Source organism: Citrobacter freundii complex sp. 2025EL-00176 (assembly GCF_053309355.1).
Genome location: NZ_JBRYHT010000002.1, coordinates 262,098 through 286,133 on the forward strand (window position 1 = coordinate 262,098; position 24,036 = coordinate 286,133).

At 52.2% G+C, this 24,036-nt stretch carries 24 protein-coding genes; 12 read left to right on the top strand and 12 right to left on the bottom strand.

Translation table 11 applies throughout. The annotated features are described in order from the left end of the window. Positions 1–149 precede the first annotated feature (149 nt). Positions 150–1,859, top strand: coding sequence for a D-lactate dehydrogenase (gene dld, locus ACVXHP_RS08350; RefSeq protein WP_447571268.1), 1,710 nt, complete (start codon positions 150–152; stop codon positions 1,857–1,859). 64 nt (positions 1,860–1,923) lie between these two features. Here dld and pbpG read toward each other — a convergent pair whose 3' ends face one another. Next, positions 1,924–2,871: a D-alanyl-D-alanine endopeptidase gene (gene pbpG, locus ACVXHP_RS08355; protein WP_200005867.1), complete on the bottom strand. Its 948-nt coding sequence runs from the start codon at positions 2,869–2,871 to the stop codon at positions 1,924–1,926. 181 nt (positions 2,872–3,052) lie between these two features. Further along, positions 3,053–3,640, bottom strand: coding sequence for a Yip1 family protein (locus ACVXHP_RS08360; protein ID WP_200005865.1), 588 nt, complete (start codon positions 3,638–3,640; stop codon positions 3,053–3,055). A 163-nt stretch (positions 3,641–3,803) separates the two neighbouring features. Here ACVXHP_RS08360 and ACVXHP_RS08365 point away from each other — a divergent pair, with 163 nt between their 5' ends. After that, the gene (locus ACVXHP_RS08365) at positions 3,804–4,376 is read left to right on the top strand and encodes a DedA family protein (protein WP_038641956.1); all 573 of its coding nucleotides are present in this window, start codon (positions 3,804–3,806) and stop codon (positions 4,374–4,376) included. A gap of 24 nt (positions 4,377–4,400) precedes the next feature. On the opposite strand, the gene mdtQ is transcribed toward ACVXHP_RS08365, so the two are convergent. Continuing rightward, positions 4,401–5,834: a multidrug resistance outer membrane protein MdtQ gene (gene mdtQ, locus ACVXHP_RS08370; RefSeq protein ID WP_447571269.1), complete on the bottom strand. Its 1,434-nt coding sequence runs from the start codon at positions 5,832–5,834 to the stop codon at positions 4,401–4,403. 169 nt (positions 5,835–6,003) lie between these two features. Here mdtQ and ACVXHP_RS08375 point away from each other — a divergent pair, with 169 nt between their 5' ends. Then, on the top strand, positions 6,004–6,738 hold the full coding sequence (locus tag ACVXHP_RS08375) for a class I SAM-dependent methyltransferase (protein WP_447571270.1): 735 nt from the start codon (positions 6,004–6,006) through the stop codon (positions 6,736–6,738). Between the two features lie 70 nt (positions 6,739–6,808). After that, positions 6,809–6,892 carry a small membrane protein YohP gene (gene yohP, locus ACVXHP_RS08380; RefSeq protein ID WP_087855921.1) on the top strand — a complete coding sequence of 28 codons (84 nt, stop codon included), beginning with the start codon at positions 6,809–6,811 and terminating at the stop codon, positions 6,890–6,892. A gap of 103 nt (positions 6,893–6,995) precedes the next feature. Here the strand turns inward: yohP and dusC are convergent, their stop codons facing one another. The 6 genes from dusC to mhbT all read right to left on the bottom strand — a co-directional run bounded on the left by dusC (position 6,996) and on the right by mhbT (position 12,987). Continuing rightward, positions 6,996–7,940 carry a tRNA dihydrouridine(16) synthase DusC gene (gene dusC, locus ACVXHP_RS08385; protein WP_200005858.1) on the bottom strand — a complete coding sequence of 315 codons (945 nt, stop codon included), beginning with the start codon at positions 7,938–7,940 and terminating at the stop codon, positions 6,996–6,998. Positions 7,941–8,001: 61 nt separating this feature from the next. After that, entirely contained in the window at positions 8,002–9,195 is a 1,194-nt protein-coding gene (locus ACVXHP_RS08390) for a 3-hydroxybenzoate 6-monooxygenase (RefSeq protein WP_447571271.1), read from the bottom strand. 14 nt (positions 9,196–9,209) lie between these two features. Further along, positions 9,210–9,854, bottom strand: coding sequence for a maleylacetoacetate isomerase (gene maiA, locus ACVXHP_RS08395; protein WP_447571310.1), 645 nt, complete (start codon positions 9,852–9,854; stop codon positions 9,210–9,212). A gap of 8 nt (positions 9,855–9,862) precedes the next feature. Then, positions 9,863–10,564 (bottom strand): fumarylacetoacetate hydrolase family protein, encoded by a 702-nt coding sequence (locus ACVXHP_RS08400; RefSeq protein WP_200005851.1) that lies wholly within the window; start codon positions 10,562–10,564, stop codon positions 9,863–9,865. Between the two features lie 15 nt (positions 10,565–10,579). Then, positions 10,580–11,617, bottom strand: coding sequence for a gentisate 1,2-dioxygenase (gene gtdA / locus ACVXHP_RS08405; RefSeq protein WP_200005850.1), 1,038 nt, complete (start codon positions 11,615–11,617; stop codon positions 10,580–10,582). Between the two features lie 11 nt (positions 11,618–11,628). Further along, positions 11,629–12,987, bottom strand: coding sequence for a 3-hydroxybenzoate transporter MhbT (gene mhbT, locus ACVXHP_RS08410; protein ID WP_447571272.1), 1,359 nt, complete (start codon positions 12,985–12,987; stop codon positions 11,629–11,631). Positions 12,988–13,113: 126 nt separating this feature from the next. Between mhbT and ACVXHP_RS08415 the strand changes: the two genes are divergently transcribed. The 8 genes from ACVXHP_RS08415 to preA all read left to right on the top strand — a co-directional run bounded on the left by ACVXHP_RS08415 (position 13,114) and on the right by preA (position 20,090). Beyond that, positions 13,114–14,022 (top strand): LysR substrate-binding domain-containing protein, encoded by a 909-nt coding sequence (locus ACVXHP_RS08415; protein ID WP_061382064.1) that lies wholly within the window; start codon positions 13,114–13,116, stop codon positions 14,020–14,022. 121 nt (positions 14,023–14,143) lie between these two features. Beyond that, the gene (locus ACVXHP_RS08420) at positions 14,144–14,542 is read left to right on the top strand and encodes a CidA/LrgA family protein (RefSeq protein ID WP_038641975.1); all 399 of its coding nucleotides are present in this window, start codon (positions 14,144–14,146) and stop codon (positions 14,540–14,542) included. Continuing rightward, on the top strand, positions 14,539–15,234 hold the full coding sequence (locus ACVXHP_RS08425; RefSeq protein ID WP_038641977.1) for a CidB/LrgB family autolysis modulator: 696 nt from the start codon (positions 14,539–14,541) through the stop codon (positions 15,232–15,234). Before ACVXHP_RS08420 ends, ACVXHP_RS08425 begins: the two co-directional genes overlap by 4 nt. 148 nt (positions 15,235–15,382) lie before the next feature. Further along, on the top strand, positions 15,383–16,267 hold the full coding sequence (cdd, locus tag ACVXHP_RS08430; protein WP_304700700.1) for a cytidine deaminase: 885 nt from the start codon (positions 15,383–15,385) through the stop codon (positions 16,265–16,267). 157 nt (positions 16,268–16,424) lie between these two features. Continuing rightward, complete coding sequence (gene sanA / locus ACVXHP_RS08435) at positions 16,425–17,144, top strand: outer membrane permeability protein SanA (RefSeq protein WP_016153714.1); 720 nt, start codon at positions 16,425–16,427, stop codon at positions 17,142–17,144. Positions 17,145–17,146: 2 nt separating this feature from the next. Beyond that, on the top strand, positions 17,147–17,386 hold the full coding sequence (locus ACVXHP_RS08440; protein ID WP_200005846.1) for a DUF2542 family protein: 240 nt from the start codon (positions 17,147–17,149) through the stop codon (positions 17,384–17,386). A 233-nt stretch (positions 17,387–17,619) separates the two neighbouring features. Further along, entirely contained in the window at positions 17,620–18,861 is a 1,242-nt protein-coding gene (locus ACVXHP_RS08445; protein ID WP_447571273.1) for an NAD(P)-dependent oxidoreductase, read from the top strand. Continuing rightward, positions 18,855–20,090, top strand: coding sequence for an NAD-dependent dihydropyrimidine dehydrogenase subunit PreA (gene preA / locus ACVXHP_RS08450; RefSeq protein ID WP_447571274.1), 1,236 nt, complete (start codon positions 18,855–18,857; stop codon positions 20,088–20,090). The genes ACVXHP_RS08445 and preA overlap by 7 nt, the downstream gene beginning before the upstream one ends. Positions 20,091–20,148: 58 nt before the next feature. On the opposite strand, the gene mglC is transcribed toward preA, so the two are convergent. The 3 genes from mglC to mglB all read right to left on the bottom strand — a co-directional run bounded on the left by mglC (position 20,149) and on the right by mglB (position 23,764). After that, positions 20,149–21,159, bottom strand: coding sequence for a galactose/methyl galactoside ABC transporter permease MglC (mglC, locus tag ACVXHP_RS08455; protein ID WP_003027393.1), 1,011 nt, complete (start codon positions 21,157–21,159; stop codon positions 20,149–20,151). A 15-nt stretch (positions 21,160–21,174) separates the two neighbouring features. Then, positions 21,175–22,695, bottom strand: coding sequence for a galactose/methyl galactoside ABC transporter ATP-binding protein MglA (gene mglA / locus ACVXHP_RS08460; protein ID WP_005129207.1), 1,521 nt, complete (start codon positions 22,693–22,695; stop codon positions 21,175–21,177). A gap of 70 nt (positions 22,696–22,765) precedes the next feature. Beyond that, a complete protein-coding gene (mglB, locus tag ACVXHP_RS08465) occupies positions 22,766–23,764 on the bottom strand; it encodes a galactose/glucose ABC transporter substrate-binding protein MglB (protein WP_003027399.1) in 999 nt (332 codons plus the stop codon). Between the last annotated feature and the right edge of the window lie 272 nt (positions 23,765–24,036).

Sequence of the window (24,036 nt, forward strand, 5' to 3'; positions counted from 1 at the left end):
CTAAAGAAAGCTAAGGTTATTCTCCTAATTTTCAAAACCAGCGTGAATCAATGAAAGACAAGCCAGAGACAATATGAATGAGAAAGCGTATTGTCATACAAAGCGCTATGCTTGTTCCTGATATTGAGTCCCACCACAAGGAGTGGAGAATGTCTTCCATTACAACAGATAATAAAGCTTTCCTGAATGAACTGACCCGCCTGGTGGGTCATTCGCACCTGCTCACTGAACCCGCTAAAACCGCCCGCTATCGCAAGGGATTCCGCTCCGGCCAAGGCGATGCGCTCGCCGTCGTTTTTCCGGGCTCGCTTTTAGAATTGTGGCGCGTCCTGAACGCCTGCGTCGCCGCAGACAAAATCATTCTGATGCAGGCCGCCAATACCGGCCTGACCGAAGGTTCTACGCCAAGCGGCAATGATTACGACCGTGAGATTGTCATCATCAGCACCCTGCGTCTCGATAAACTGCACGTTATCGGCAAAGGCGAACAGGTGCTGGCCTGGCCTGGAACGACGCTCTATTCGCTGGAAAAAGCGCTCAAACCTTTTGGTCGTGAACCGCATTCTGTGATCGGTTCTTCCTGCATCGGTGCTTCCGTGATTGGCGGCATTTGCAACAACTCCGGCGGCTCGCTGGTGCAACGAGGCCCGGCATACACAGAGATGTCGCTGTTTGCGCGTATTGATGAACAGGGCAAATTACAGCTGGTTAACCATCTGGGCATCGATCTTGGTCAAACCCCAGAGCAGATCCTCAGCAAACTTGATGACGAGCGTATCAAAGATGACGATGTTCGCCACGACGGACGTCATGCCCACGATCACGACTACGTGACCCGCGTCAGAGATATTGAGGCGGATACGCCCGCACGCTATAACGCCGACCCGGACCGCTTGTTTGAATCGTCCGGTTGTGCCGGAAAGCTCGCCGTTTTCGCCGTGCGTCTGGACACCTTCGAAGCCGAGAAAAATCAGCAGGTCTTTTATATCGGCACCAACCAGCCTGAGGTGCTGACGGAGATCCGCCGTCATATTCTGGCGAAGTTTGAACATCTGCCGGTTGCCGGTGAATATATGCATCGCGATATTTACGACATCGCAGAGCAGTACGGCAAAGATACGTTTTTGATGATTGACAAACTCGGCACCGACAAAATGCCGTTTTTCTTCACCCTGAAAGGCCGCACCGATGCGATGCTGGAAAAAGTGAAATTTTTCCGTCCGCACTTCACCGACCGGGCGATGCAGAAGTTTGGCCATTTATTCCCCAGCCACTTACCGGCGCGTATGAAAAGCTGGCGCGACAAGTACGAGCATCACCTGCTGTTAAAAATGGCCGGTGGCGGCGTGGCTGAAGCGCAAAACTGGCTAAACGAGTTTTTCAAAACGGCTGAGGGTGACTTCTTTGCCTGTACGCCGGAAGAAGGCAGCAAGGCGTTCCTGCACCGCTTTGCGGCGGCTGGCGCGGCTATTCGTTATCAGGCCGTTCATGCGGATGAAGTGGAAGATATTCTGGCGCTGGATATCGCGCTGCGTCGTAACGACACCGAATGGTATGAACATCTACCGCCAGAAATCGACAGTCAGCTGGTGCATAAGCTCTATTACGGGCACTTTATGTGCTATGTATTCCATCAGGATTACATCGTCAAAAAAGGCGTGGATGCTCATGCGCTAAAAGAGCAGATGCTGGAGTTACTGCGCGAACGTGGGGCACAGTATCCGGCGGAGCATAACGTCGGGCACCTATACCAGGCACCAGAAACCTTGACCCGCTTTTACCGCGAGAATGACCCAACCAACAGTATGAACCCGGGTATTGGGAAAACGAGTAAGCGGAAGTTCTGGAAAGAGTCCTAGGCCCGATAAGCGTAAGCGCCATCGGGCACGTTGCCGGGGGCGCTTCGCTTGCCCGGCCTACGGTTTAATCGTTCTGCGCGGTTTGCTCACCCGTAGCTGAACCTGCCGCCGCCATCTGCGCCGCTTTTTGCTTTTTGTAGCTCAGCGCCGCTGCCGGAACCGGCATCACCTTGCCGGTTTCAATCCAGGTGCGTAAACGGCTGGCATCGGCAAAGTGGGTATATTTCCCAAAGGCATCCATCACCACCAGCGCCACCGGTTTGTTATTAATCACCGTGCGCATCACCAGACAGTGGCCCGCCGCATTGGTAAACCCGGTTTTAGTCAACTGAATATTCCAGTTATCGCGATACACCAGATGGTTGGTATTACGGAACGGCAATGTATAAGCCGGATTGGCAAACGTTGCCATATCTTCACGCGTGGTACTTAGCTGACCAATCAGCGGATACTGTTTGCTGGCAATCAGTAACTTCGTTAAATCACGCGCGGTTGAGACGTTATGAATCGATAACCCGGTTGGCTCAACAAAACGGGTATGGGTCATGCCCAGCGCTTTCGCTTTCGCATTCATCGCCTTGATAAACGCGTTATAGCCGCCAGGGTAATGATGCGCCAGACTGGCTGCCGCACGGTTTTCAGATGACATCAGCGCCAGCAATAGCATATCTTTACGGCTGATTTCACTGTTCAGCCGTACGCGAGAGTAAATACCTTTCATCTCAGGCGTCTGACTGATATCAACTTTCAGTTTTTCATCCAGCGGCAGTCGCGCATCAAGCACCACCATCGCCGTCATTAATTTGGTAATCGACGCAATCGGACGCACCAGGTCCGGATGGTTCGAATAGATAACCTTGTTGGTATTCAGATCAACAATCATCGCGCTACCGGACGCGATCTCAGGTTGAGAAGCCGCTGCGGTAGTTGCCGTTTTCGCCACGGCTTGGGGTGCAAAAGGTACAGCCAGCACCAGGGCAAGGCTTAATAATGAAACTCGGAATTTCAGCATGATGAGATTTCTGATAAGGGTTCACGCACGTCACAACGCACACCGCCCGAGATTAAGTATTTTCTCAAGCTAGCTCAGGCATCATAGCGATCCGGCAGGTTTGCCGCTACAGGAGAATCGTCTCGAAATGCTGCGTTGCTGACTTTTACGTCAACAACGCAGCGCAGAGGATTTTTACAGGTCAGAATAAGCGATAGCCGTACCCCCACAGGATTACCGTAATCGCCAGCAGAACCTCAAGTACCAGCACACCAATAGCCAGTGTGGAACTGGAAAAACTTAACCCTTCCTCGCGAGTGATATTCAGGAACGTCGGAATACCGAGATAGAGTAAATAACCGGTGTAAAACAGCGCGATAGTTCCCACCAACGCACATAGCCAGACCAGCGGATAAAGTGCGACCAGACCGCTTAAAAACAGCGGAGTCGCGACATATCCGGCAAAGACCATACAGTGCGCCAACGACGGACGCTGCGGGTAATTACGCGCCATCCACCAGATAACCCGGCCCATTACAGCCACGCCCGCCAGCATCACGCCGTAAAACAGAATGGCCATCGCCAGTCCGGTCAACAGGGATAACTGCAGTATATTGCCGTCGCCAAAATTCCAGCCGATTTGTGTGGTACCGATAAACGCGCAAACCACCGGGATTGCCGCCATCAGCAGTACATGATGGGTATAGTGATGCGAAACGCTTTCGTTTTCGCTGTTGATAACGTGCATTTCACGATCGGGATGGGAAAACAGCCCCCAGACATGGTTCATACCGCCCCCTTCTTGTCAGCTCCGGACCTCAACACTTCAAGTATAATTCAGCTTTTGATTATTTTATGTACACAGAGAAAATACCGGATCGCTACGGCGCGGCTTTTCCGGCATCAAATATTCATAGGGTGTATGCTATAAGCGGTGGAGGTCATACAATCGTATGGATATAAATCATTATGTTGCGCAATACGGCTATGCCGCATTAGTGATTGGCAGTCTGGCTGAAGGGGAAACCATTACCCTGCTGGGTGGCGTCGCGGCACATCAGGGAGTACTAAAATTTCCGCTGGTGGTGCTCTCCGTCGCGCTGGGCGGGATGATTGGCGATCAGTTGCTCTATTTACTCGGACGTCGTTTTGGCGGCAAAATTCTGCGCCGTTTTTCGCGACATCAGGCAAAAATTGATTACGCGCAGAAGATGATCCAACGGCGTCCTTATCTGTTCGTGGTCGGCACGCGTTTTATGTACGGTTTTCGCGTTATTGGCCCTTTGCTGATTGGTGCCAGTCACCTGCCACCGAAGATCTTTTTACCGCTCAATATTCTCGGGGCACTGGTGTGGGCGCTGATATTTACCACCCTGGGTTATGTGGGGGGAGAAGTCATCGCGCCGTGGCTGCACAATCTCGACCAGCACATTAAGCACTGGATATGGCTGGTTCTGGTGATTGTTCTGGTGGTAGGCGCACGCTGGTGGTTGAAAAAACGCAGCAGCAAGAAGACGGCCCGGTAGAACGGGGTCTACCGGGCAGGTGTGTTACGACGCGTGGTAACCGCCGCCCAGGGCGCTGGTCAACTGAATGGAAGCATCCAGCCACTGGCCTTGCAGTACCAGACCGTTGCACTGCTCACGTAACGCCGGGATCTTTGCTTCGCTGACCCGCGAACCCGCAATAATACCGGCGTTAAATCGCGCCTGCGCTAACCCCACTACTCGCTGTGCATCATGTTCGATCTGCTGCTGATGCTGATTCTTCTGCGCCAGTGTTTCCACCTGCGATGCCGCTCGCGCCACGTCATTCACCGCATCCACCACGGCTTTGTTGTAATTCGCCACCGTCAGGTTGTTTTGCGCTTTAGTGATATCGAGATTGGCATTCAGTCTGCCGCTGTCGAAAATTGGCAGCGTGAGCCCGGCTGTGACGCCCATTTGCTGCGCGGAATGGCGGAACAGATCGCTCAGATGTAACGCATCCTGTTGTAAGAATGCCATCAAATTCACGTCCGGATAAAACGCGGCTTTCGCCGCATCAATACTGCTCAGCGACGACTCAATGTACCAGTGCGCCGCCTGTAAATCCGGTCGACGGGCCAGCAGCGAATAACCTAACTGGGACGGGAGCTGGCTTTCTACGGTAGGTAACTTACTGGTATGCAGTTTCAGAACGGTAGACTGTGAATTAGTCAGGGCGCTCAGCCGCGCTTCAATCACTTTCATTTTGCCGTTAACATCGTTCAGTTGCTGCTGCGTTTTACTGGAATCAATATCGGTCTCAACGCCTTCCACCGAGGAGGTAATACCGTTTTGATACAACTGACGATCGACGGTTATCACGTTCTGCTGCTCGGTTTCGATTTGCGTCAGCACGCTTTTCAGCGCCGCCTGCGTCTGCCATTCCCAGTACAGACGTGAAACACCGCTCGCCAGCAGTTGGCGGGTTTGTTCACGCTCAGCTTCTCGCGCTTTAACGGCCCCAATACGCGCCGTCACTTCGGCCCGATTTTTCCCCCACAGATCCAGATTCCAACCGGCGGTTAAACCAAAGGTACCGTTGGTGTACCACGGGCCTGTATTTCCATCCAAATCAGTAGCAAACGGTCCCATCAGCCCTTCAGCTGACATTCTCTGACGCTCAACGTCCGCAGAGAAATCGATCTCCGGACCATCCTGCGCCTCAACGGCCTTCGCCTGCGCCTCCGCCAGTTGAATGCGCTGTTCCGCTACCTGCATATCAGGAGAGTTTCGCAACGTGCTGTCAATCAGCGCATTAAGCTGAGGATCGTGGTATGCCTTCCACCATTGGCTGTCCGGCCAGCCATTTTTTAACGCCGCAGGTAATGCGGAATCGACATTCGCAGCAGGGGGCTGCTGTGACAGAGACTGGCGGTCATCATGCATAGGTGCACAGCCTGCCATCAGAATAAAAAGAGGCAACAATGCCGTCGCGGCAAAAACAGAATTACGATTCATGGAGATATACAGGTAAGAAAAGATGCGCAGAGATTACGACTTGTCGCTTTTACTTTTTTAGTTACGCGTGGCAATACATCTTTGGCAATAAAAATATATAATCAGAAAAATATACGCCACACAAATAATACAGTTTAAATAATTTTAATAATTTATGGATGGAAACCTTATGTCACAGAATATTTATGATGACCCGGAATTCTTTGCCGGCTATGCCACGCTGGATCGTTCAGTAAAAGGGCTTGATGGCGCACCGGAATGGCCAGCGATACAAGCTATGCTCCCCTCTCTGCAGGGTAAAAACATTCTCGATTTGGGCTGCGGATATGGCTGGTTTTGCCGCTATGCGCGCGAAAACCATGCCGCAAGCGTAGTGGGGCTGGATATCTCACAAAAGATGCTGACCCAGGCGCACAATATGACTCACGGCAATGGCATCGTCTATCGCCGTGAAGATCCCGAAACGCTTACGCTTCAGCCGGCGTCTTTCGACCTGGCGTATAGCTCCCTTGCCCTGCACTATTTACACGATATTGAACGATTATTCGTAACGATTTACCAGGCATTAACACCGGGAGGCATGTTGGTTTTCTCTGCCGAGCACCCGATTTATACCGCACCGCTTAACCAGGGCTGGATAAAAGACAAAACCGGGCAACTGTCCTGGCCGGTTAATCATTATCAACAAGAAGGCGAGCGTATCAGTAACTGGTTTGCTGAAGGCGTTAAAAAACAGCACCGTAAGCTGGCGACCTGGATTAACGCGCTCATTGCCGCCGGATTCGAAATAGTGTGTGTTGATGAATGGGGCCCTTCTGCTCAACAGATTGCTGAAAACCCGGCGCTGGATGAAGAAAAAGAGCGGCCAATGGTGTTTCTGCTGAGCGCACGTAAACCCGCATAACAGCGCTACCAGGCAGAATGATTGATACTTTCCTATACTCAATCTGTATTTACCAAAAAAAGGAAAGTTAATGAAAATTCTGCTGTGGATTATTCTAATTATTTTTCTGATTGGGCTGTTGGTGGTAACGGGCGTGTTTAAGATGATTTTCTGATGTCGTTATTTCGCCCTGGCCTGATAGCAGAAATGTCAGGCTATCATTCTCTCTGATGCCGGATGGCGGCGTAAACGCCTTATCCGGCCTACCGGAACTGATGTCAGGCGGTAATCTCGATAGCCTGAATTGCCCGCGCGATATCCGGTGAATTATTTAACGCGCGAATCTCCTGAAACAGCGCCGTTGCCTCTGAATATTCTTTACGCAAATACCCTAACCACTGCTTAATACGCGCCACATGATACAACCCCGTGTCGCCCTGCTTTTCGAGACGGGTATATTTTTGCAGCAGTTTCACGACATCAGGCCACGGCATACGCGGCTCGTTGTACTTCACCACACGACTCAGGTTCGGGATATTTAACGCGCCACGACCGATCATCACCGCATCGCACCCGCTGATGGCCATACAATCCTGAGCGCTCTGCCAGTCCCAGATTTCACCATTTGCGATAACCGGAATAGTCAGTCGCTGGCGAATTTCGCCAATCGCCTGCCAGTTAATATGTTCGGCCTTATAGCCCTGCTCTTTTGTACGACCATGTACCGCCAGTTCACTGGCACCAGCCTGCTGGACGGCATCGGCAATTTCAAACTGCCGGTCGCTGTTGTCCCAACCCAGGCGCACTTTCACCGTCACGGGGAGATGGTCCGGCACCGCCTCGCGCATGGCTTTTGCGCCGCGGTAGATAAGCTCAGGATCTTTCAATAACGTCGCACCGCCGCCGCTGCCGTTGACCAGCTTCGACGGACAGCCGCAGTTCAGATCGACGCCGTAAGATCCCAGTTCTACCGCGCGCGCGGCGTTCTCCGCCAGCCACTGCGGATACTGGCCCAACAGCTGTATGCGCACCCGCGTGCCGGATGGCGTGCGGCTGTTGTTATGCAGTTCCGGGCAGAGCCGGTGGAATACTTTTGCCGGCAGGAGCTGATCCACCACGCGCACAAACTCGGTGATGCACAGATCGTAATCATTCACTTCGGTCAGCAGCTCGCGCACCAGGGAATCGAGCACGCCTTCCATCGGCGCCAGTAAAACACGCATATCGTCACCCGCAAAAAAAGAGGCGCTATGGTAGCGCCTCCGTTCGGGAGATTAAAGAGGCTCAGCGCGGCAACAGGCAGTTATCTTCTTTCCAGCCGTACAGCCACTCCATACCACGATAAAACTCCGCCTGTGATTTACCTTTCCACAGCAGATTACGCACCTGGCGCTCGACGCCCGCGGCGTGGTAGACACGGCCCATTTCGCGCGTCGACCAGACAATCCGCGCCGTACGCGGAATGCGCACCGACTCATACAGGGCAAAGGCATCAGCCGCATCGCCATCACACTGCTGTAACGCCTTCCCGAGCGTGACGGCATCTTCCAGCGCCATACAGGCTCCCTGCGCCATATATTGCGCCACCGGATGCGCGGCATCGCCCACCAGCGTAATGCGGTCGGTACCCCATTTTTCTACCGGCTCGCGGTCAGCGGTGGACCAGCGCCGCCATGACGTCGGTTTATCCAGCATCTGGCGCGGACGTGGATGAACACCGGCAAAATAGGAAAGTACCTCCTCTTTACTGCCATCCTTCACGCCCCACTCTTCCTGCTGACGACTATGAAAGGTCACCACCAGATTGTATTGTTTGCCGCCGCGCAGCGGATAGTGCACCAGGTGACAGTGCGGTCCGGCCCACAGCACCGGCGCGTTAATGCGCAAATCTTCCGGCATATCATCGCAATCAATCACAGCGCGATAGACCACGTGCCCGGTCACGCGTGGCGCATCGCCAATCAGAGACTGACGGACAACCGACTTCACACCGTCACAGCCGACCAAAATATCCGCCGTCCAGCTGTTGCCTTGCTCGTCAAATACCGTCACGTCATTCTCGGTCTGGCGAATATCAACCACGTTAGTTGAAGTGCGATACTCAACGTTGGGATGAACCAGCGCCGCTTCCCAGACAGAAGCATGAATATCCACCCGATGGATAACCGCATAAGGACCGCCAAAGTGATCGCGGAACGCCTGTCCGGTTTCAATACGCACGACTTCCTGCGCATTTACCGCATCCATCATGGTGATATGATCGGTAAAAACGGCGCGCTGGCGGGCAACCTCTCCCACACCAAGGCTGTCGAGCGCAGAGAACGCGTTTGGTCCGAGCTGAATGCCCGCGCCAATTTCACCAATCTCATGCGCTTTCTCCAGCAACATCACTTTGATTCCCTGACGGGCCAGCGATAACGCGGTCGCCGCGCCGCCAATCCCACCACCCACGATAATTGCGCGTGTCACTTTAGCCATTGTCGTTCTCCTTATCAGGCTGGAATTTTGTCTTGTTGGTTCTCGGGCGCGGCGGCGATAAACGTCGGAAGCTGGGTACAGGCATCATAGACCGCCTTACAGCGTGGATATGCGCTCAAATCGCAGCCCATACGCAGGGCGTTCGCCCATTGCGGGATCAGGCAGCAATCCGCCAGCGTCGGCGCATCCCCCACGCAGAACGCCCCCGAATGACTCTGGCGCAGCATCTGTTCCACTGCGCTTAACCCTTGCTGGATCCAGTGCGCATACCAGCGTTTTTTATCCTCTTCACTGATCTTTAACTCGTCGCTCAGGTAGCGCAGCACCCGCATGTTATTCACTGGATGGATATCACAGGCGATGGCATAGACAATTTCCAGCACCCGACTGCGCATCGGGAAGTCAGCAGGCAGCAGCGGCGACTGCGGAAAGTGGCCATCCAGCCAGTCGGTTATCGCCAGCGATTGTCCAAGCGATTCTCCGTCGTCGGTTACCAGCGTCGGCACCAGCCCCAGCGGATTCATCCGCCGATAGGCCAGTTCGTTCTGCTGACCGATGCGAATGTTGACGCCCACCGTCTGGAAATCGAGCCCCTTCAGCGCCAGCGCAATACGCACGCGATATGACGCAGAGCTATTAAAGAAACTGTACAGCTTCATCATCCACCTCAGACAATCTTCACGGCGATGGGGGTTAAACCGTCTACGTTGCCGGTGATCACATCGCCTTTCACTACCGCCCCCACGCCTTCCGGGGTACCGGTGTAGATCAAATCGCCCGGCTGCAGTTCGAAAAATCCGGACAGATAGCTGATGGTTTCATTCACAGACCAGATAAGGTGGCGAATATCGCTCCGCTGATGATCGTCGCCGTTAACCTGCAGCCAGATAGGCGCATTGTTAACATCCAAGCTTTCACTGGCTTTATGCAGCGGCGCGATGGGCGCAGAGAGATCAAACGCTTTGCCGATTTCCCACGGACGCCCCATCTGGCGCATCTCCATCTGCCTGTCGCGACGGGTCATATCCAGACCGGTGGCATAGCCCCAGATATATTCGTGCGCGTTTTCCAGCGGTATATCGCTGCCCTTTTTACCAATCGCCACCACCAGCTCTATCTCATAGTGATAGTTATCGGTTTGCGATGGATAAGGCAGTTCAAGGGTTTGACCAGCCGCCACCGGAACCACCGCGTCGGCAGGTTTACAGAAGAAGAACGGCGGTTCGCGATCCGGGTCAAAGCCCATTTCACGCGCGTGTGCGGCATAGTTTCGGCCCACGCAGTAAACGCGGCGCACGGGAAATTGTTCATCACTGCCAACCACCGGAACGGTAACAGGCGCTTGTGGTTCGAATACGTATTGCGTCATTTTCTCTCTCCCAAATTAATAGCGTGCTTCACGGAACAACCCCAGCGCTTCCTGAACCGGTCTGTCCGAAAAACTGAATAAGACGGCATCTTCGCTGGCCTGGAACGACACACCGTGCCAGGTCGGCACCACGAAGATATCTTTTGGCGAAAAATTGAAGGTTTCGTTGCCGATGGTGACCTGCCCGCTTCCTTCCACCACATGGTAGATAGTGCTGTCAGTGGTACGCGCCATCCGTGAAGAAAAGCCTTTTGGCAACAATTGCAGGAAGGTCCCCATTGACGGCATGGGATAACCGCCGGTTACCGGGTTAACGTAGCGCATCTTGTAACCGTCCCACTCATCGGCCTCACCCAGGCGGGTCAGGTCATGCAGTGCTTCACGGCTACGATCGTAGCGATAGTTGAAAATAGGCGATGAGTTGCCCTTCTGATGACGCAGCGGCAGCATATTGGCCGCATAGCGCGGTAAGTAATCCCCTTCCTTGCGCGTGACCGGCTGCTGATCCTCCGGGTAGTCTTCCGCAAAGCCACAGCCCAGCAGATTCACCAGCGGCAGATCCAGACCATCCAGCCACACCACCGGCTCCGTACCCGGATTGCCGTGATCGTGCCAGCGCCACTGCGGCGTCAGAATAAAATCGCCTTCATGCATCTGAGTACGCTCGCCATCCACGGCGGTAAATGCCCCTTTCCCTTCGACAATAAAGCGCAGCGCAGACTGATTATGACGGTGGCTCGGCGCAACCTCACCCGGCATAATCAGCTGTAACCCGGCATACAGCGTTGGGGTGATTGATGACTGTCCGCGCAGCGTTGGGTTTTCCAGCACCAGCACGCGGCGAATCGCCTCTTTCGCGCCAATCAGATCGCCGCTTTCCAGCAGCAGCGGGCGGATCTCCTGATAGTTCCAGTACGCAGGCGCGCAATGCGCGTTCGGCGTTGGCGGCACCAGACGATGCAGCGACTCCCACAGCGGGGTCAGATTCTGCCCGGAAATATGCTGGTAAAACTGCTGGCGGCTGTTCTTAACTTCCTGATTCAGTTCAGACATAGGGATTCTCCTTATTCGTTCACGATGCCTGCGCGTGGCAAGGCGTCAGGGACAGAGGCCGACTGGCGAACAACAACCGTCAGCAGCGTAAGCATCACCGCGCTGATGGCCGCCGGAACGGCAATAATGAAAAACAGGTTATCGAACGAGAAATTCATCGCCATCATCACGCCGCCAGAAAGCGAACCGACAATCGCGCCGCAGCGGCCAATGGCATTAGACCAACTGACGCCCGTCGCACGGCTTTGCGTCGGATAAAGGGTGGCGGTTAACGCATTGAGACCAACCTGAGAACCGCTAATCCCGATGCCGGTGCCAAAAATCGCCAACGCCATCAGCCACAGACCGTTTTCGCTCAGGCCAATCATGACGATACACACCGCACCCAGCGCATAGCTCACTGCCAGCACGCGAAAAGGATTGTATTTATCCATCAGTACGCCCAGCGCCAGCGCGCCTAACGTTCCGCCAATCTGGAAGGCCGCGGTTACCCAGGAAGCGTGTTGCAGGTCGATTCCGCGATGGTTAAGCAGCGTTGGCATCCAACTGGAGAGCAGATAAATGATCAGCAGGCTCATAAAGAACACCACCCATAACATCAGGGTAATGGGCAGTTGTCGCCCGACGAACAGCTGGCGGATACTGCCTTTGGCAATCGCTGCGCCCTCGTTGAGATAAAAATGGGTATCGTCATAACGTTCGCGGGTAATCGCGCTGACGGTTCTGGCAATCACGTTTTGCGGTAGCTGGCGACGAACCTGCCAGCGCGGGGATTCCGGTAGCGCAAACAGCAGGGCGACAAACAGCATGAGCGGCAAAACGCCGCCCAGCACCAGAATGCCGTGCCAACCAATAACCGACACCAGTTGAGCGCTGACGATGCCGCCCATAGCCGATCCGAGCGTAAAGCCGCAGAACATCATGGTGACCAAGGCGCCACGTCGACGGGCAGGCAGGTATTCCGACGTCATGGTGATGGTATTAGGCATTGCGCCGCCCAGACCTAACCCGGTAAGGAAACGCAAAATAACCAGCGTTTGCAGATCGGGCGAAAAAGCGGAGATCAGACTCAGCGCGCCAAACAGCGCCACGCAAAGCTCAATCACTCGTTTACGGCCAAAACGATCGGACAGCGGGCCGCAGAGCAACGCGCCCGCAGTTAGCCCCAGCAGTCCTGCGCCAAAAAGCGGCGCCAGATCCCCGGCAGTCAATTGCCAGTGAGTGCGTATATCGGGAGCGATAAAACCAATCGCCGCGGTATCAAAACCGTCGAGCATGACGACCAGGAAACAGCAAATAATCACGCGCCACTGCGTCTTGCCGACGGGGGCGGAATCGATCAGTGCTTGTAGATCACGTTGTTGAGTCATAGTGAATGCCTCAGTGCAGGTAGAGTAGATGTCTGTTTTGTTTTAGGTATGTTGCGACTTTGTATCTTTGGAGATGAAATGTACAATGGCTTTTCATGCAGAGGCATAACCTGGAGGTTATAGCAAATGGCTAACTGGGCGCAGAAACTGAAGTTGCAACACCTGCAAACGCTGGTCGCGCTTGGGGAACAGGGAAATTTGACTCACGTCGCCCGGATGATGAATATCACCCAGCCAGCGTTGTCCAAATGGTTATCACAGCTCGAAGATGAGATTGGCATCACGCTCTTTGAACGACATAGTAAAGGCTTACGCCCCTCGGAAGGTGGCAAGCTGTTGCTGCAACATGCTCAGCGCCTGATCAATGATATGGAGCGTTCGCAGTATGAAATTGCCCGTTTCAAGCAAGGCGGTCTGGTGGGAAGTCTGAAGATTGGCTGCTCGCCGGTGGCGACCGACTGCGTTTCACAGGCAATACTGGGTTTGCTTACGGAGCTACCCACTCTGCATCTCAATATTGAAGAGAAAGTGATGACCCCGTTACTGCACGATCTGCTGGCGGGTTCGGTGGATGTCGTCGTCGGTCGCGTTGGCGGCCGGGCGCTTCAACTGCCGCTCAATTACCAGGTGCTCTATACCGAGCCGGTCTGTTTTGTCGCCCGCCCCGACCATCCGCTGGCTAAATATCCCCTGCTCACCTGGAACGATCTGGCTAACTGGCGCTGGATTGTGTGGCCGACAGGCACCCCCATTCGGATTAGCATTGACAACGCGCTGGTCGATAATGGCGTAATGCTGCCGGAAAACACCATTGAATCAGCGTCGATAAACGTCAGCACCAACCTGCTGCAAAGTAGCGACATGGTTTCTATTCTTTCTCTGCGTCTGGCACAGCGTTATGCCGCCCAGGGACAACTGGCTATCCTGAATCTGCCGAAGATTGAACAAAAAGGCAGCGTAGGCGTATTCTGGCGCAACAATGAAACGCCCACCACCGCCCTGAATCGTTTTTTGTATTACCTGGCGCAGGTTTAGGCGGTCATTTGCGCAATGTTCCAGATGTCTATTTCCTCTATGCTTAGAATTCATGATGTGATCGGTAGCACGTTTTGAAGTTTAATTGTATGATGAATCAGTCTCGTCAAGGGTTTCAATTATGAGCAAATCACTGAACATTATCTGGCAATACTTGCGCGCATTCGTCCTGATCTATGCCTGCCTCTATGCAGGTATTTTTATCGCTTCGCTGCTGCCGATCACTATTCCGGGCAGCATCATCGGCATGCTGATTCTGTTTGTCTTACTGGCATTGCAGGTATTACCGGCAAAATGGGTTAATCCTGGCTGTTACGTCCTGATTCGCTACATGGCCCTGTTATTTGTCCCGATTGGCGTGGGAATCATGCAGTACTTTGATTTACTCCGCGCACAATTTGGCCCGGTGGTGGTGTCATGCACCATCAGTACGCTGGTTGTTTTCCTCGTGGTGAGCTGGAGCTCGCACCTTGTACACGGTGAACGCAAAATCGTTGGCCAAAAAGGGTCTAAAGAATGATGACGTATATCTGGTGGTCGTTACCCCTTACTCTCGCGGTGTTCTTTGGCGCACGTAAGCTGGCAGCACGCTTTAAAATGCCGTTGCTGAATCCACTGCTGGTCGCGATGGTGGTGATTATTCCCATTCTGATGCTGACCGGAATTCCCTACGATCACTATTTCAAAGGCAGTGAGGTGCTAAACGATTTACTGCAACCTGCCGTGGTCGCGCTGGCCTATCCGTTATACGAACAGCTGCACCAAATTCGCGCACGCTGGAAATCGATTATCGCTATCTGCTTTGCCGGGAGCGTCGTGGCGATGGTTACCGGCACAACAATCGCCCTGTTGATGGGCGCATCGCCGGAAATTGCTGCGTCAATCATGCCGAAATCTGTCACCACACCTATCGCTATGGCGGTGGGAGGCAGTATTGGCGGTATTCCGGCCATCAGCGCGGTGTGCGTCATTTTCGTCGGCATTCTCGGGGCGGTGTTTGGTCATACTTTGCTCAATGCCATGCGCATTCGCACGAAGGCCGCGCGAGGACTGGCAATGGGTACCGCTTCACACGCCCTGGGTACCGCGCGTTGCGCAGAACTGGATTATCAGGAAGGCGCGTTTAGCTCTCTGGCGCTGGTCATTTGCGGCATTATCACCTCGTTGGTCGCCCCGTTTCTGTTCCCGGTTATTCTGGCAGTGGTCGGCTAACCTTCACTTTTTGGTTATTTATTTGCGATGCGTTGCACATTTTTCATTTAAGTTTCATAAGTTGCACACACAATGAGATTTGGATCACATATAAAGCCGTAACAGGCCCGTAAACTACGATTCCATTACATTGTTATGAGGCATCGCCATGCATCCACGTTTTCAAACTGCTTTTGCCCAACTCGCGGATAACTTGCAATCAGCCCTGGCTCCTGTTCTGGCGGATGCGCATTTCCCCGCCATGCTGACTGCTGAGCAGGTCTCTTTGCTGAAACGCGAATCGGGACTGGACGAAGACGCGCTGGCATTCGCTCTGCTGCCGCTGGCTGCGGCCTGCGCACGAACCCCGCTTTCCAACTTCAACGTGGGCGCGATCTCTCGCGGCATTAGCGGCACCTGGTACTTCGGTGGGAACATGGAGTTCCTGGGCGCAACAATGCAGCAAACCGTTCATGCCGAGCAAAGCGCCATCAGCCACGCCTGGCTGCGCGGTGAAAAAGGCCTCGCCGCCATCACCGTTAACTACACCCCTTGCGGCCACTGCCGCCAGTTTATGAACGAACTGAACAGCGGGTTGGATTTACGTATTCATCTGCCGGGGCGCGAACCACACGTGCTGCGCGATTATCTGCCAGATGCTTTCGGCCCGAAAGATCTGGAGATTAAAACGCTGCTGATGGACGACCAGGATCACGGCTTCGCGCTACAGGGCGATGCGCTGACCCAGGCGGCAATTACCGCCGCCAACAGATGTCATATGCCGTACAGCAAATCGCCAAGCGGCGTGGCGCTCGAGTGTAAAGACGGGCAAATTTTTAGCGGTAGCTATGCTGAGAACGCCGCCTTTAACCCAACTCTCCCACCGCTGCAAGGCGCGTTAAACCTGCTGAATCTGAACGGTTATGACTATCCGGACATTCAGCGCGCGGTGCTGGCTGAAAAAGCCGATGCGCCGTTAATCCAGTGGGATGCGACCTCCGCCACCCTGAAGGCGCTGGGCTGCAACAATATTGAGCGCGTTTTGTTAGCGTAAACGGGTCTTGTAGGCCGGGTCGGGCAACGTCGCCATCTGGCCTACAAAACCGCAATAATATTGCTGAAAATCCCCTCAATCAGATTGCTGTTTCTTGCGCTACGTCTTCGGGTACAGTAGCCTGATTGAAATTCCATCCCAATAACGAGTTTTCTGCATGTTAAAGCGCGTGTTTTACAGCCTGTTAGTCCTGGTAGGCTTGCTGCTGTTGACTGTGCTTGGACTCGACAGATGGATGAGCTGGAAGACTGCCCCCTACATCTACGACGAATTACAGGATTTACCCTACCGCCAGGTCGGCGTGGTGCTGGGTACGGCAAAATACTATCGAACCGGCGTTATCAACCAGTATTACCGCTACCGTATTCAGGGCGCATTGAACGCCTATAACAGCGGCAAGGTAAACTATCTGCTGCTGAGCGGCGACAACGCGCAGCAAAGCTATAACGAACCCATGACGATGCGTAAGGATCTGATTGCCGCAGGCGTCGATCCGGCTGACATCGTGCTTGATTACGCCGGCTTTCGTACGCTTGATTCTATTGTGCGTACCCGCAAGGTATTCGATACCAACGATTTCATCATTATTACGCAGCGATTCCACTGTGAACGCGCCTTGTTTATTGCGCTGCATATGGGCATTCAGGCCCAGTGCTATGCGGTGCCTTCACCAAAAGATATGCTTACCGTGCGGGTACGCGAATTTGGCGCGCGTTTTGGCGCACTCGCCGATCTCTACATTTTTAAACGTGAACCCCGTTTTTTAGGCCCCCTGGTCCCCATCCCTACCATGCATCAGGTACCCGACGATGCGCAGGGGTATCCGGCGGTTACGCCTGAACAATTACTCGAATTACAAAAGAAACAAGGAAAATAAGCATGGATGTACAAACCCTCTTCGTCGTGTTGGCTTTTCTGCTCATTCCTGTGTTTTGTTTCCGTGAGGCCTGGAAAGGTTGGCGCACCGGGGCCGTAGATAAAATTAAGAAGAATGCGCGCGAACCGGTATACGCTTATCGCCATCAAGAACCCCTGCAATTTTGGTCCTATGTATTGGTTTATGCCGGATGCGGATGTTTATCCTTCGGTATGGTTATTTACTTGGTTTTTTATCGATAAAGATATTCTCTTTATATTAGCGCTTGAGAATAGATAATATTATGATAACGGTTACCATTTCAAAGTAAGGGATTAATGCTGCCCACCAGCATTTCCCGCCAACACTCTTCTATTTGTGAATCCTTTCACAGAATACTCTTCCTACAGTGCTTAGCCTTAAGAATAACCTTTCACTTTTTATATTTTGTTATTAACGGTTTGCCTTAATTTACTCACGCATTAAGGAAGAAAATATGCCACAACAAAATTACCTGGATGAGCTCACGCCTGCTTTTACCCCATTATTAGCCATAAAAGAGGCTTCCCGCTGTTTATTATGTCACGACGCCCCCTGTAGCCAAGATTGTCCGGCGCAAACTGACCCGGGAAAGTTTATTCGCTCCATTTATTTTCGTAATTTTAAGGGGGCGGCCGAAACTATTCGAGAAAATAATGCACTTGGGGCAGTCTGCGCCCGGGTTTGCCCAACCGAAAAGTTATGCCAACGCGGGTGTACGCGCTCAGGCATTGATAAGCCGATTGATATTGCACGTCTGCAACGCTTTATTACCGACTTTGAGCAGCAGACCGCAATGAAAATTTACCAACCTGCCACAAAAACACGGGGCAAGATCGCCATCATTGGCGCAGGCCCGGCAGGATTACAAGCCAGCGTAACGCTGAGCAATTTGGGCTATGACGTTACTATCTATGAAAAGCAGGCCCAACCTGGCGGCTGGTTACGCTATGGCATTCCAGAGTTTCGTTTGCCGCATTCTGTTTTAGATAACGAAATTGCTCGTATCGTTGAAATGGGCGTAACCATCAAATGTAATTGTGAAGTCGGCAATGCCCTTTCCGTTGAGCAACTTAAAGCCGAATACCGCGCCGTACTGGTTACCGTAGGGATGTCTTACGGTTCAACGTTACCGCTGTTTGAGAAAGCCAATCACGTTGAAATTGCCGTCGACTTCCTGCAGCGGGCCAGGCAGTCAGAAGGCGATATTACCGTCGCGCAAAGCGCATTGATCATCGGCGGCGGCGATGTCGCGATGGATGTCGCCAGTACGTTGAAACTGTTGGGCTGCCCGTCAGTTACCTGTGTCGCCCGTGAAGAGCTGGCCGATTTCCCAGCCAGCGATAAAGAGTTCAGCAGTACACAAGCGTTAGGGGTATCGATTATTGACGGTTTCACGCCTGTGGCGGTTAGCGGAAATCGGGTTACGTTTAAGCACGTTCGCCTGCCGGGAGAACTGACGCTTGAAGCCGAACATATTATTCTCGCCGTCGGCCAACATGCTCAGCTTGAGCATTTCGCCGCGTTAAAACCACAGCGCAATCTTATCGACACGCATAATTATCAAACCGCCGATCCCGCTCTGTTTGCCGCGGGCGATATTGTAAAAGGCGATAAAACGGTGGTTTACGCCGTGAAAACCGGAAAAGAAGCCGCTCAGGCCATTCATCACTATTTAGAGGGAGCTTGCTCATGTTAACGAAAGATCTTTCTATTACTTTTTGCGGCGTCAAATTCCCCAACCCGTTCTGCCTCTCTTCTTCTCCGGTGGGCAACTGCTATGACATGTGCGCCAAAGCCTATGATACCGGCTGGGGCGGTATTGTTTTTAAAACCATCGGTTTCTTTATTGCGAATGAAGTCTCCCCACGCTTTGACCATCTGACCAAAGAAGATACCGGCTTTGTTGGCTTCAAAAATATGGAGCAAATTGCCGAGCATCCGCTGGAGGAAAATCTGGCCGCTATTCGCCGGCTGAAACAGGACTACCCGGACAACGTTCTGATTGCATCGATCATGGGAGAAAATGAACAGCAGTGGCAGGAGCTGGCACGCCTGGTCGAAGAGGCGGGTGCAGACATGATCGAATGCAACTTCTCTTGCCCGCAAATGACCTCACATGCCATGGGTAGCGATGTTGGGCAAAGCCCTGAGCTGGTCGAGAAATATTGTCGGGCAGTTAAACGCGGCTCTTCCCTGCCGATGCTGGCTAAAATGACACCGAATATCGGTGATATGTGTGAGGTCGCGCTGGCGGCAAAACGCGGTGGCGCCGACGGTATCGCAACCATCAATACGGTTAAATCCATCACCAACATCGATTTGAACCGGAAAATTGGGATGCCGGTCGTCAACGGCAAATCCAGTATTTCCGGCTACTCCGGCAAAGCCGTTAAACCTATCGCCCTGCGATTTATTCAGCAACTGCGCATGCACCCTGAACTACGCGATTTCCCGATTAGCGGCATCGGGGGAATTGAAACCTGGGAAGACGCCGCCGAGTTTTTACTGTTAGGCGCAGCCACGCTGCAGGTGACCACCGGGATCATGCAGTATGGTTATCGGATTGTGGAAGACATGGCCAGCGGGCTGTCGCATTACCTCGCCGATCAAGGGTTTGACTCACTGGAGGAGATGGTGGGCCTTGCCAATGCCAATATCATCCCCGCTGAAGACCTTGACCGTAGCTACATCGTCTACCCAAACATCCATCTCGATAAATGCGTTGGCTGTGGCCGCTGCTACATTTCCTGTTATGACGGCGGGCATCAGGCGATGGAATGGAATGAGCAAACCCGCACCCCTCACTGCGACACGGAAAAATGTGTGGGATGCTTGCTGTGCGGCCACGTTTGCCCGGTCGCCTGTATCGACCTGGGTGAAGTAAAATTTAAACCCGGAGAGAAAGAGCACGCGTTAACATTGTAACGCTGACAAAAAAAGGCCGGTGCAGATTGCGCTGCACCGGCCTTTTAGCCTTTTATCGTTACTTCTTACGCGCGTACTTCAGTGAGTCCAGCGCTACCGCGAAGATGATGATGCCGCCCTTAATAATGTACTGCCAGTATGGGTTAACGCCGATGTAAGTCAGACCGTAGTTGATGACGGTAAAGATAATCACACCGGTCACCACGCCGAAGACGGTCCCTACCCCACCGCTAAACGACACGCCGCCAACCACACACGCCGCAATCGCATCCAGCTCATACATAAAACCGAGGTTGTTGGTCGCCGAGCCGATACGTCCCGCTTCCAGCAAACCACCGAAGGCATAGAACACACCAGACAACGCATAGATAATCAGCAGGTTCAGCGCGACGTTTACGCCAGACACTTTCGCCGCCTCTGGGTTACCGCCGATAGCGAAAATGTTTTTACCAAAGCGGGTCTTGTTCCACAGCACCCACACAAAGGCCACGGCTATCAGCGCATAGAAGGTGATGTAAGAGAGTCGGAAGCTGCCCAGCGCGATAAAGCCCTGCGCAAAGGTTGAGAATCCGCTGTCAAAGCCAGAAATAGGCGATGCGCCGACAAAATCGTAGTACAGGGAGTTGATCCCGTAGACAATAATCATCGTACCCAACGTGGTAATAAACGGCGTCACGTTCAGATAAGCGATGATGATACCGTTCACCAGACCGATAATCGCGCCGATGACGCAGACAATCAGCACCACCACGATGATCGGCATCGTCGCCATTTCCGGGAATACCTTGTTGGCGTTCTCCATCGACTGCAGTAAGGTTGCCGCCACCACAGCCGCCAGACCAACCTGACGCCCTGCCGACAGGTCTGTCCCTTGCGTAACAATCAGTCCGGCAACACCCAATGCGATAATAATACGCACCGAGGATTGCGTCAGAATATTACTCAGGTTGAGTAAACTTAAGAAAGTGGGATCCTGGAAAATAATAATTGCCAGCAAAACCAAAAGAACAACGTATATTCCGCCTTCTTTCAGATAAGTAAGAAAACTTTTCTTATTTAACGCACTCATGAGGAGCCCCTAATCTTAAAGGTGCAAAGACGCAAGACGGAGGATTTCGTTTTGCGTTGTCGTTTTAGTGTCAACAATTCCGGCAACGAGACCATTGCTCATCACCAGAATACGATCGGTAATACCCAGCAGCTCCGGCATTTCAGAGGAAATAATAATAATCCCCTTATCTTTTTTCGCGAGTTCGGCAATCAGTTGATAAATTTCAAATTTTGCGCCGACATCAATACCACGGGTAGGCTCATCCAGCATCAGGATTTCTGGCTGCGTTAATAGCCAGCGGCCAATAACCACCTTTTGCTGATTCCCCCCGGAAAGTGAACCGATTTGTGTACGATGGCCCGGCGTTTTCACCCGCATGGAGTCAATCACCCACTGGGTATCGCTCTTCATGCGGGAATTATCCAGCAGACCGACTTTATTTTTATAGTTTTGGATATTGGAGATTAACGAGTTAAAACCAATGTCCAGATACGCATAAATACCGGTTGAGCGGCGCTCTTCCGTGACCAGTGCAAAGCCATGGTTGATGGCTTCATTCGCGCTGTGGTTATTAATTTTTTTGCCGTGTAACGTAATCGTACCCGATGATTTCTCACGAATACCAAAAAGCGTTTCAACGATATCAGTGCGTTTTGCGCCTACCAGACCGGCGATTCCGAGGATTTCTCCTTTGTGCAAATCAAACGAGACATCACGAATCGACGGCTGACGCAGCGAGGTCAGGTTACGCACTTGCAGAATCACTTCACCAGGTTTGTTTTCTTTATCGGGAAAACGTTGGTTCAGCGAACGTCCAACCATCATGGCGATGATCTTGTCCATATCCAGCCCTTCCAGCGGCTGGGTTGCGATCCACTGCCCGTCGCGCAGCACGGTAATTTCATCACACAGCTGGAAGATTTCTTCCATTTTATGAGAAATATAAACGATACCGCATCCACGCTCTTTCAGCTTACGAATGATGGTGAACAGATGATTAACTTCTTTCTCGGTTAACGATGAAGTCGGCTCATCCATAATGACGATTTTGGCATCATAGGAAAAGGCTTTGGCAATTTCGATCATCTGCATTTGTGAAACGGATAATGTACCGACGCGCGCCCGCGGATCGATATCAATATCCAGCTCATCAAATATCGCTTTGGTATCACGGTACATTTTTTCCTGATCGACAAACATACCTTTGGTGGGATAACGCCCCAGCCACATGTTGTCCATCACGGAACGTTGTAATACCAGGTTTAATTCCTGGTGTACCATAGAAATACCATTTTCAAGCGCTTCCTTCGCCGAATGAAAATCGATTTCTTTACCCTGAAATAAAATACTACCGGAATCTTTTTGATAGATGCCGAAAAGACATTTCAATAATGTGGATTTCCCCGCACCATTCTCGCCCATTAAGGCGTGAATCGAATGTGGACGGACTTTTAAATTAACATTATCAAGAGCCTTAACGCCGGGAAAAGACTTGTTGATGCCGGTCATTTCCAACAAGTATTCGCCTGACGACTGAGTATGTGTGCTGACCATAAATATACCTTGTTGGCCTTGCAAAGCGCGTTATTAAGGGCGCAATGACATTGCGCCCTTAGACGGAGATTTATTTATTAGTAAACTCAGCAAGATTATCTTTATCGACACCGACGTACGGAACGCGAACAATTTTGTTCTCAATTTTCCAGTTAGTGCCGTCTGCTGCGCCTTTGCCATCAGCCAGGTTTTTCGCCAAATCGAAGGTCGCTTTCGCCTGGTTGTTGGCATCGTTCAGCACGGTACCGGCCATGGCGCCAGATTTCACCAGGGCCAGCGCTTCAGGCAGCGCATCCACGCCAAATACCGGTACGCTGGTTTTGTTGTGCGCTTTCAGTGCTTCAACTGCGCCCATTGCCATCGCATCGTTGTTGGCGATAACCACTTCAATTTTGTTTGCGTTAGGACCGGACATCCACGCATCCATCTTATCTTTCGCCTGAGCGGTATCCCACATTGCGGTATCTAACTGCAGTTGCTCAGTTTTAATGCCCTTGTCGTTCAGCTCTTTGATCACGTAAGTGGTACGTGCTTCAGCATCCGGGTGTCCCGGTTCGCCTTTCAGCAGAACAAACTGGATTTTACCGTCTTTATTCAGATCCCAGTTCGGGTTAGCAGCCCAGTGTTTAGCAATCAAATCACCCTGAATAATGCCAGACTCTTTAGAGTCAGTACCGACGTAATACGCTTTGTCATAGCTGTCCAGCGCTTTACGAGAAGGTTCTTTGTTGAAGAACACGATCGGTACGTTCTGACCGCGTGCTTTTTCAATTACCGTGCCTGCAGCTGCCGGGTCAACCAGGTTAATCGCCAGTGCTTTAACGCCTTTTGCCAGCAATACGTCGATCTGGTCGTTTTGTTTGGACTGGTCGTTCTGCGAGTCATTCATCAGCAATTGTACGTCAGGCGCCGCTTTGGCATCTTTTTCAATAGCCTTACGTACTACTGACATAAAGTTATCGTCGTACTTATAAATCGTCACACCAATGCGGGTATCAGCAGCGTGCGCAGCCGCGCCGAATAACATGCTTGCCATTACAGCAGACAGGGTCAACACCTTCTTATTCATGGTATCTCCGGTTTTATTATGCAGGGTAGTACTTGAGATAAATGCTCGGCAGGCAGAACGTTACTGAAGTGTTACTGAACGCCGAAGCTCACTTTTAAAAATAATTCTTCCGTGCCTGGCAACGCTCCAAAAACTGGCTTTAATTTTTGTTTAAGGCACCAATGCCTCGATGAAAGTGATTATTCACCGTTACATAGTAGTTACAGCGCAACAAACAGTGTCATCATAGCTATCGCATTGTTAATATACTGTGAATTTACTCACATATTGAA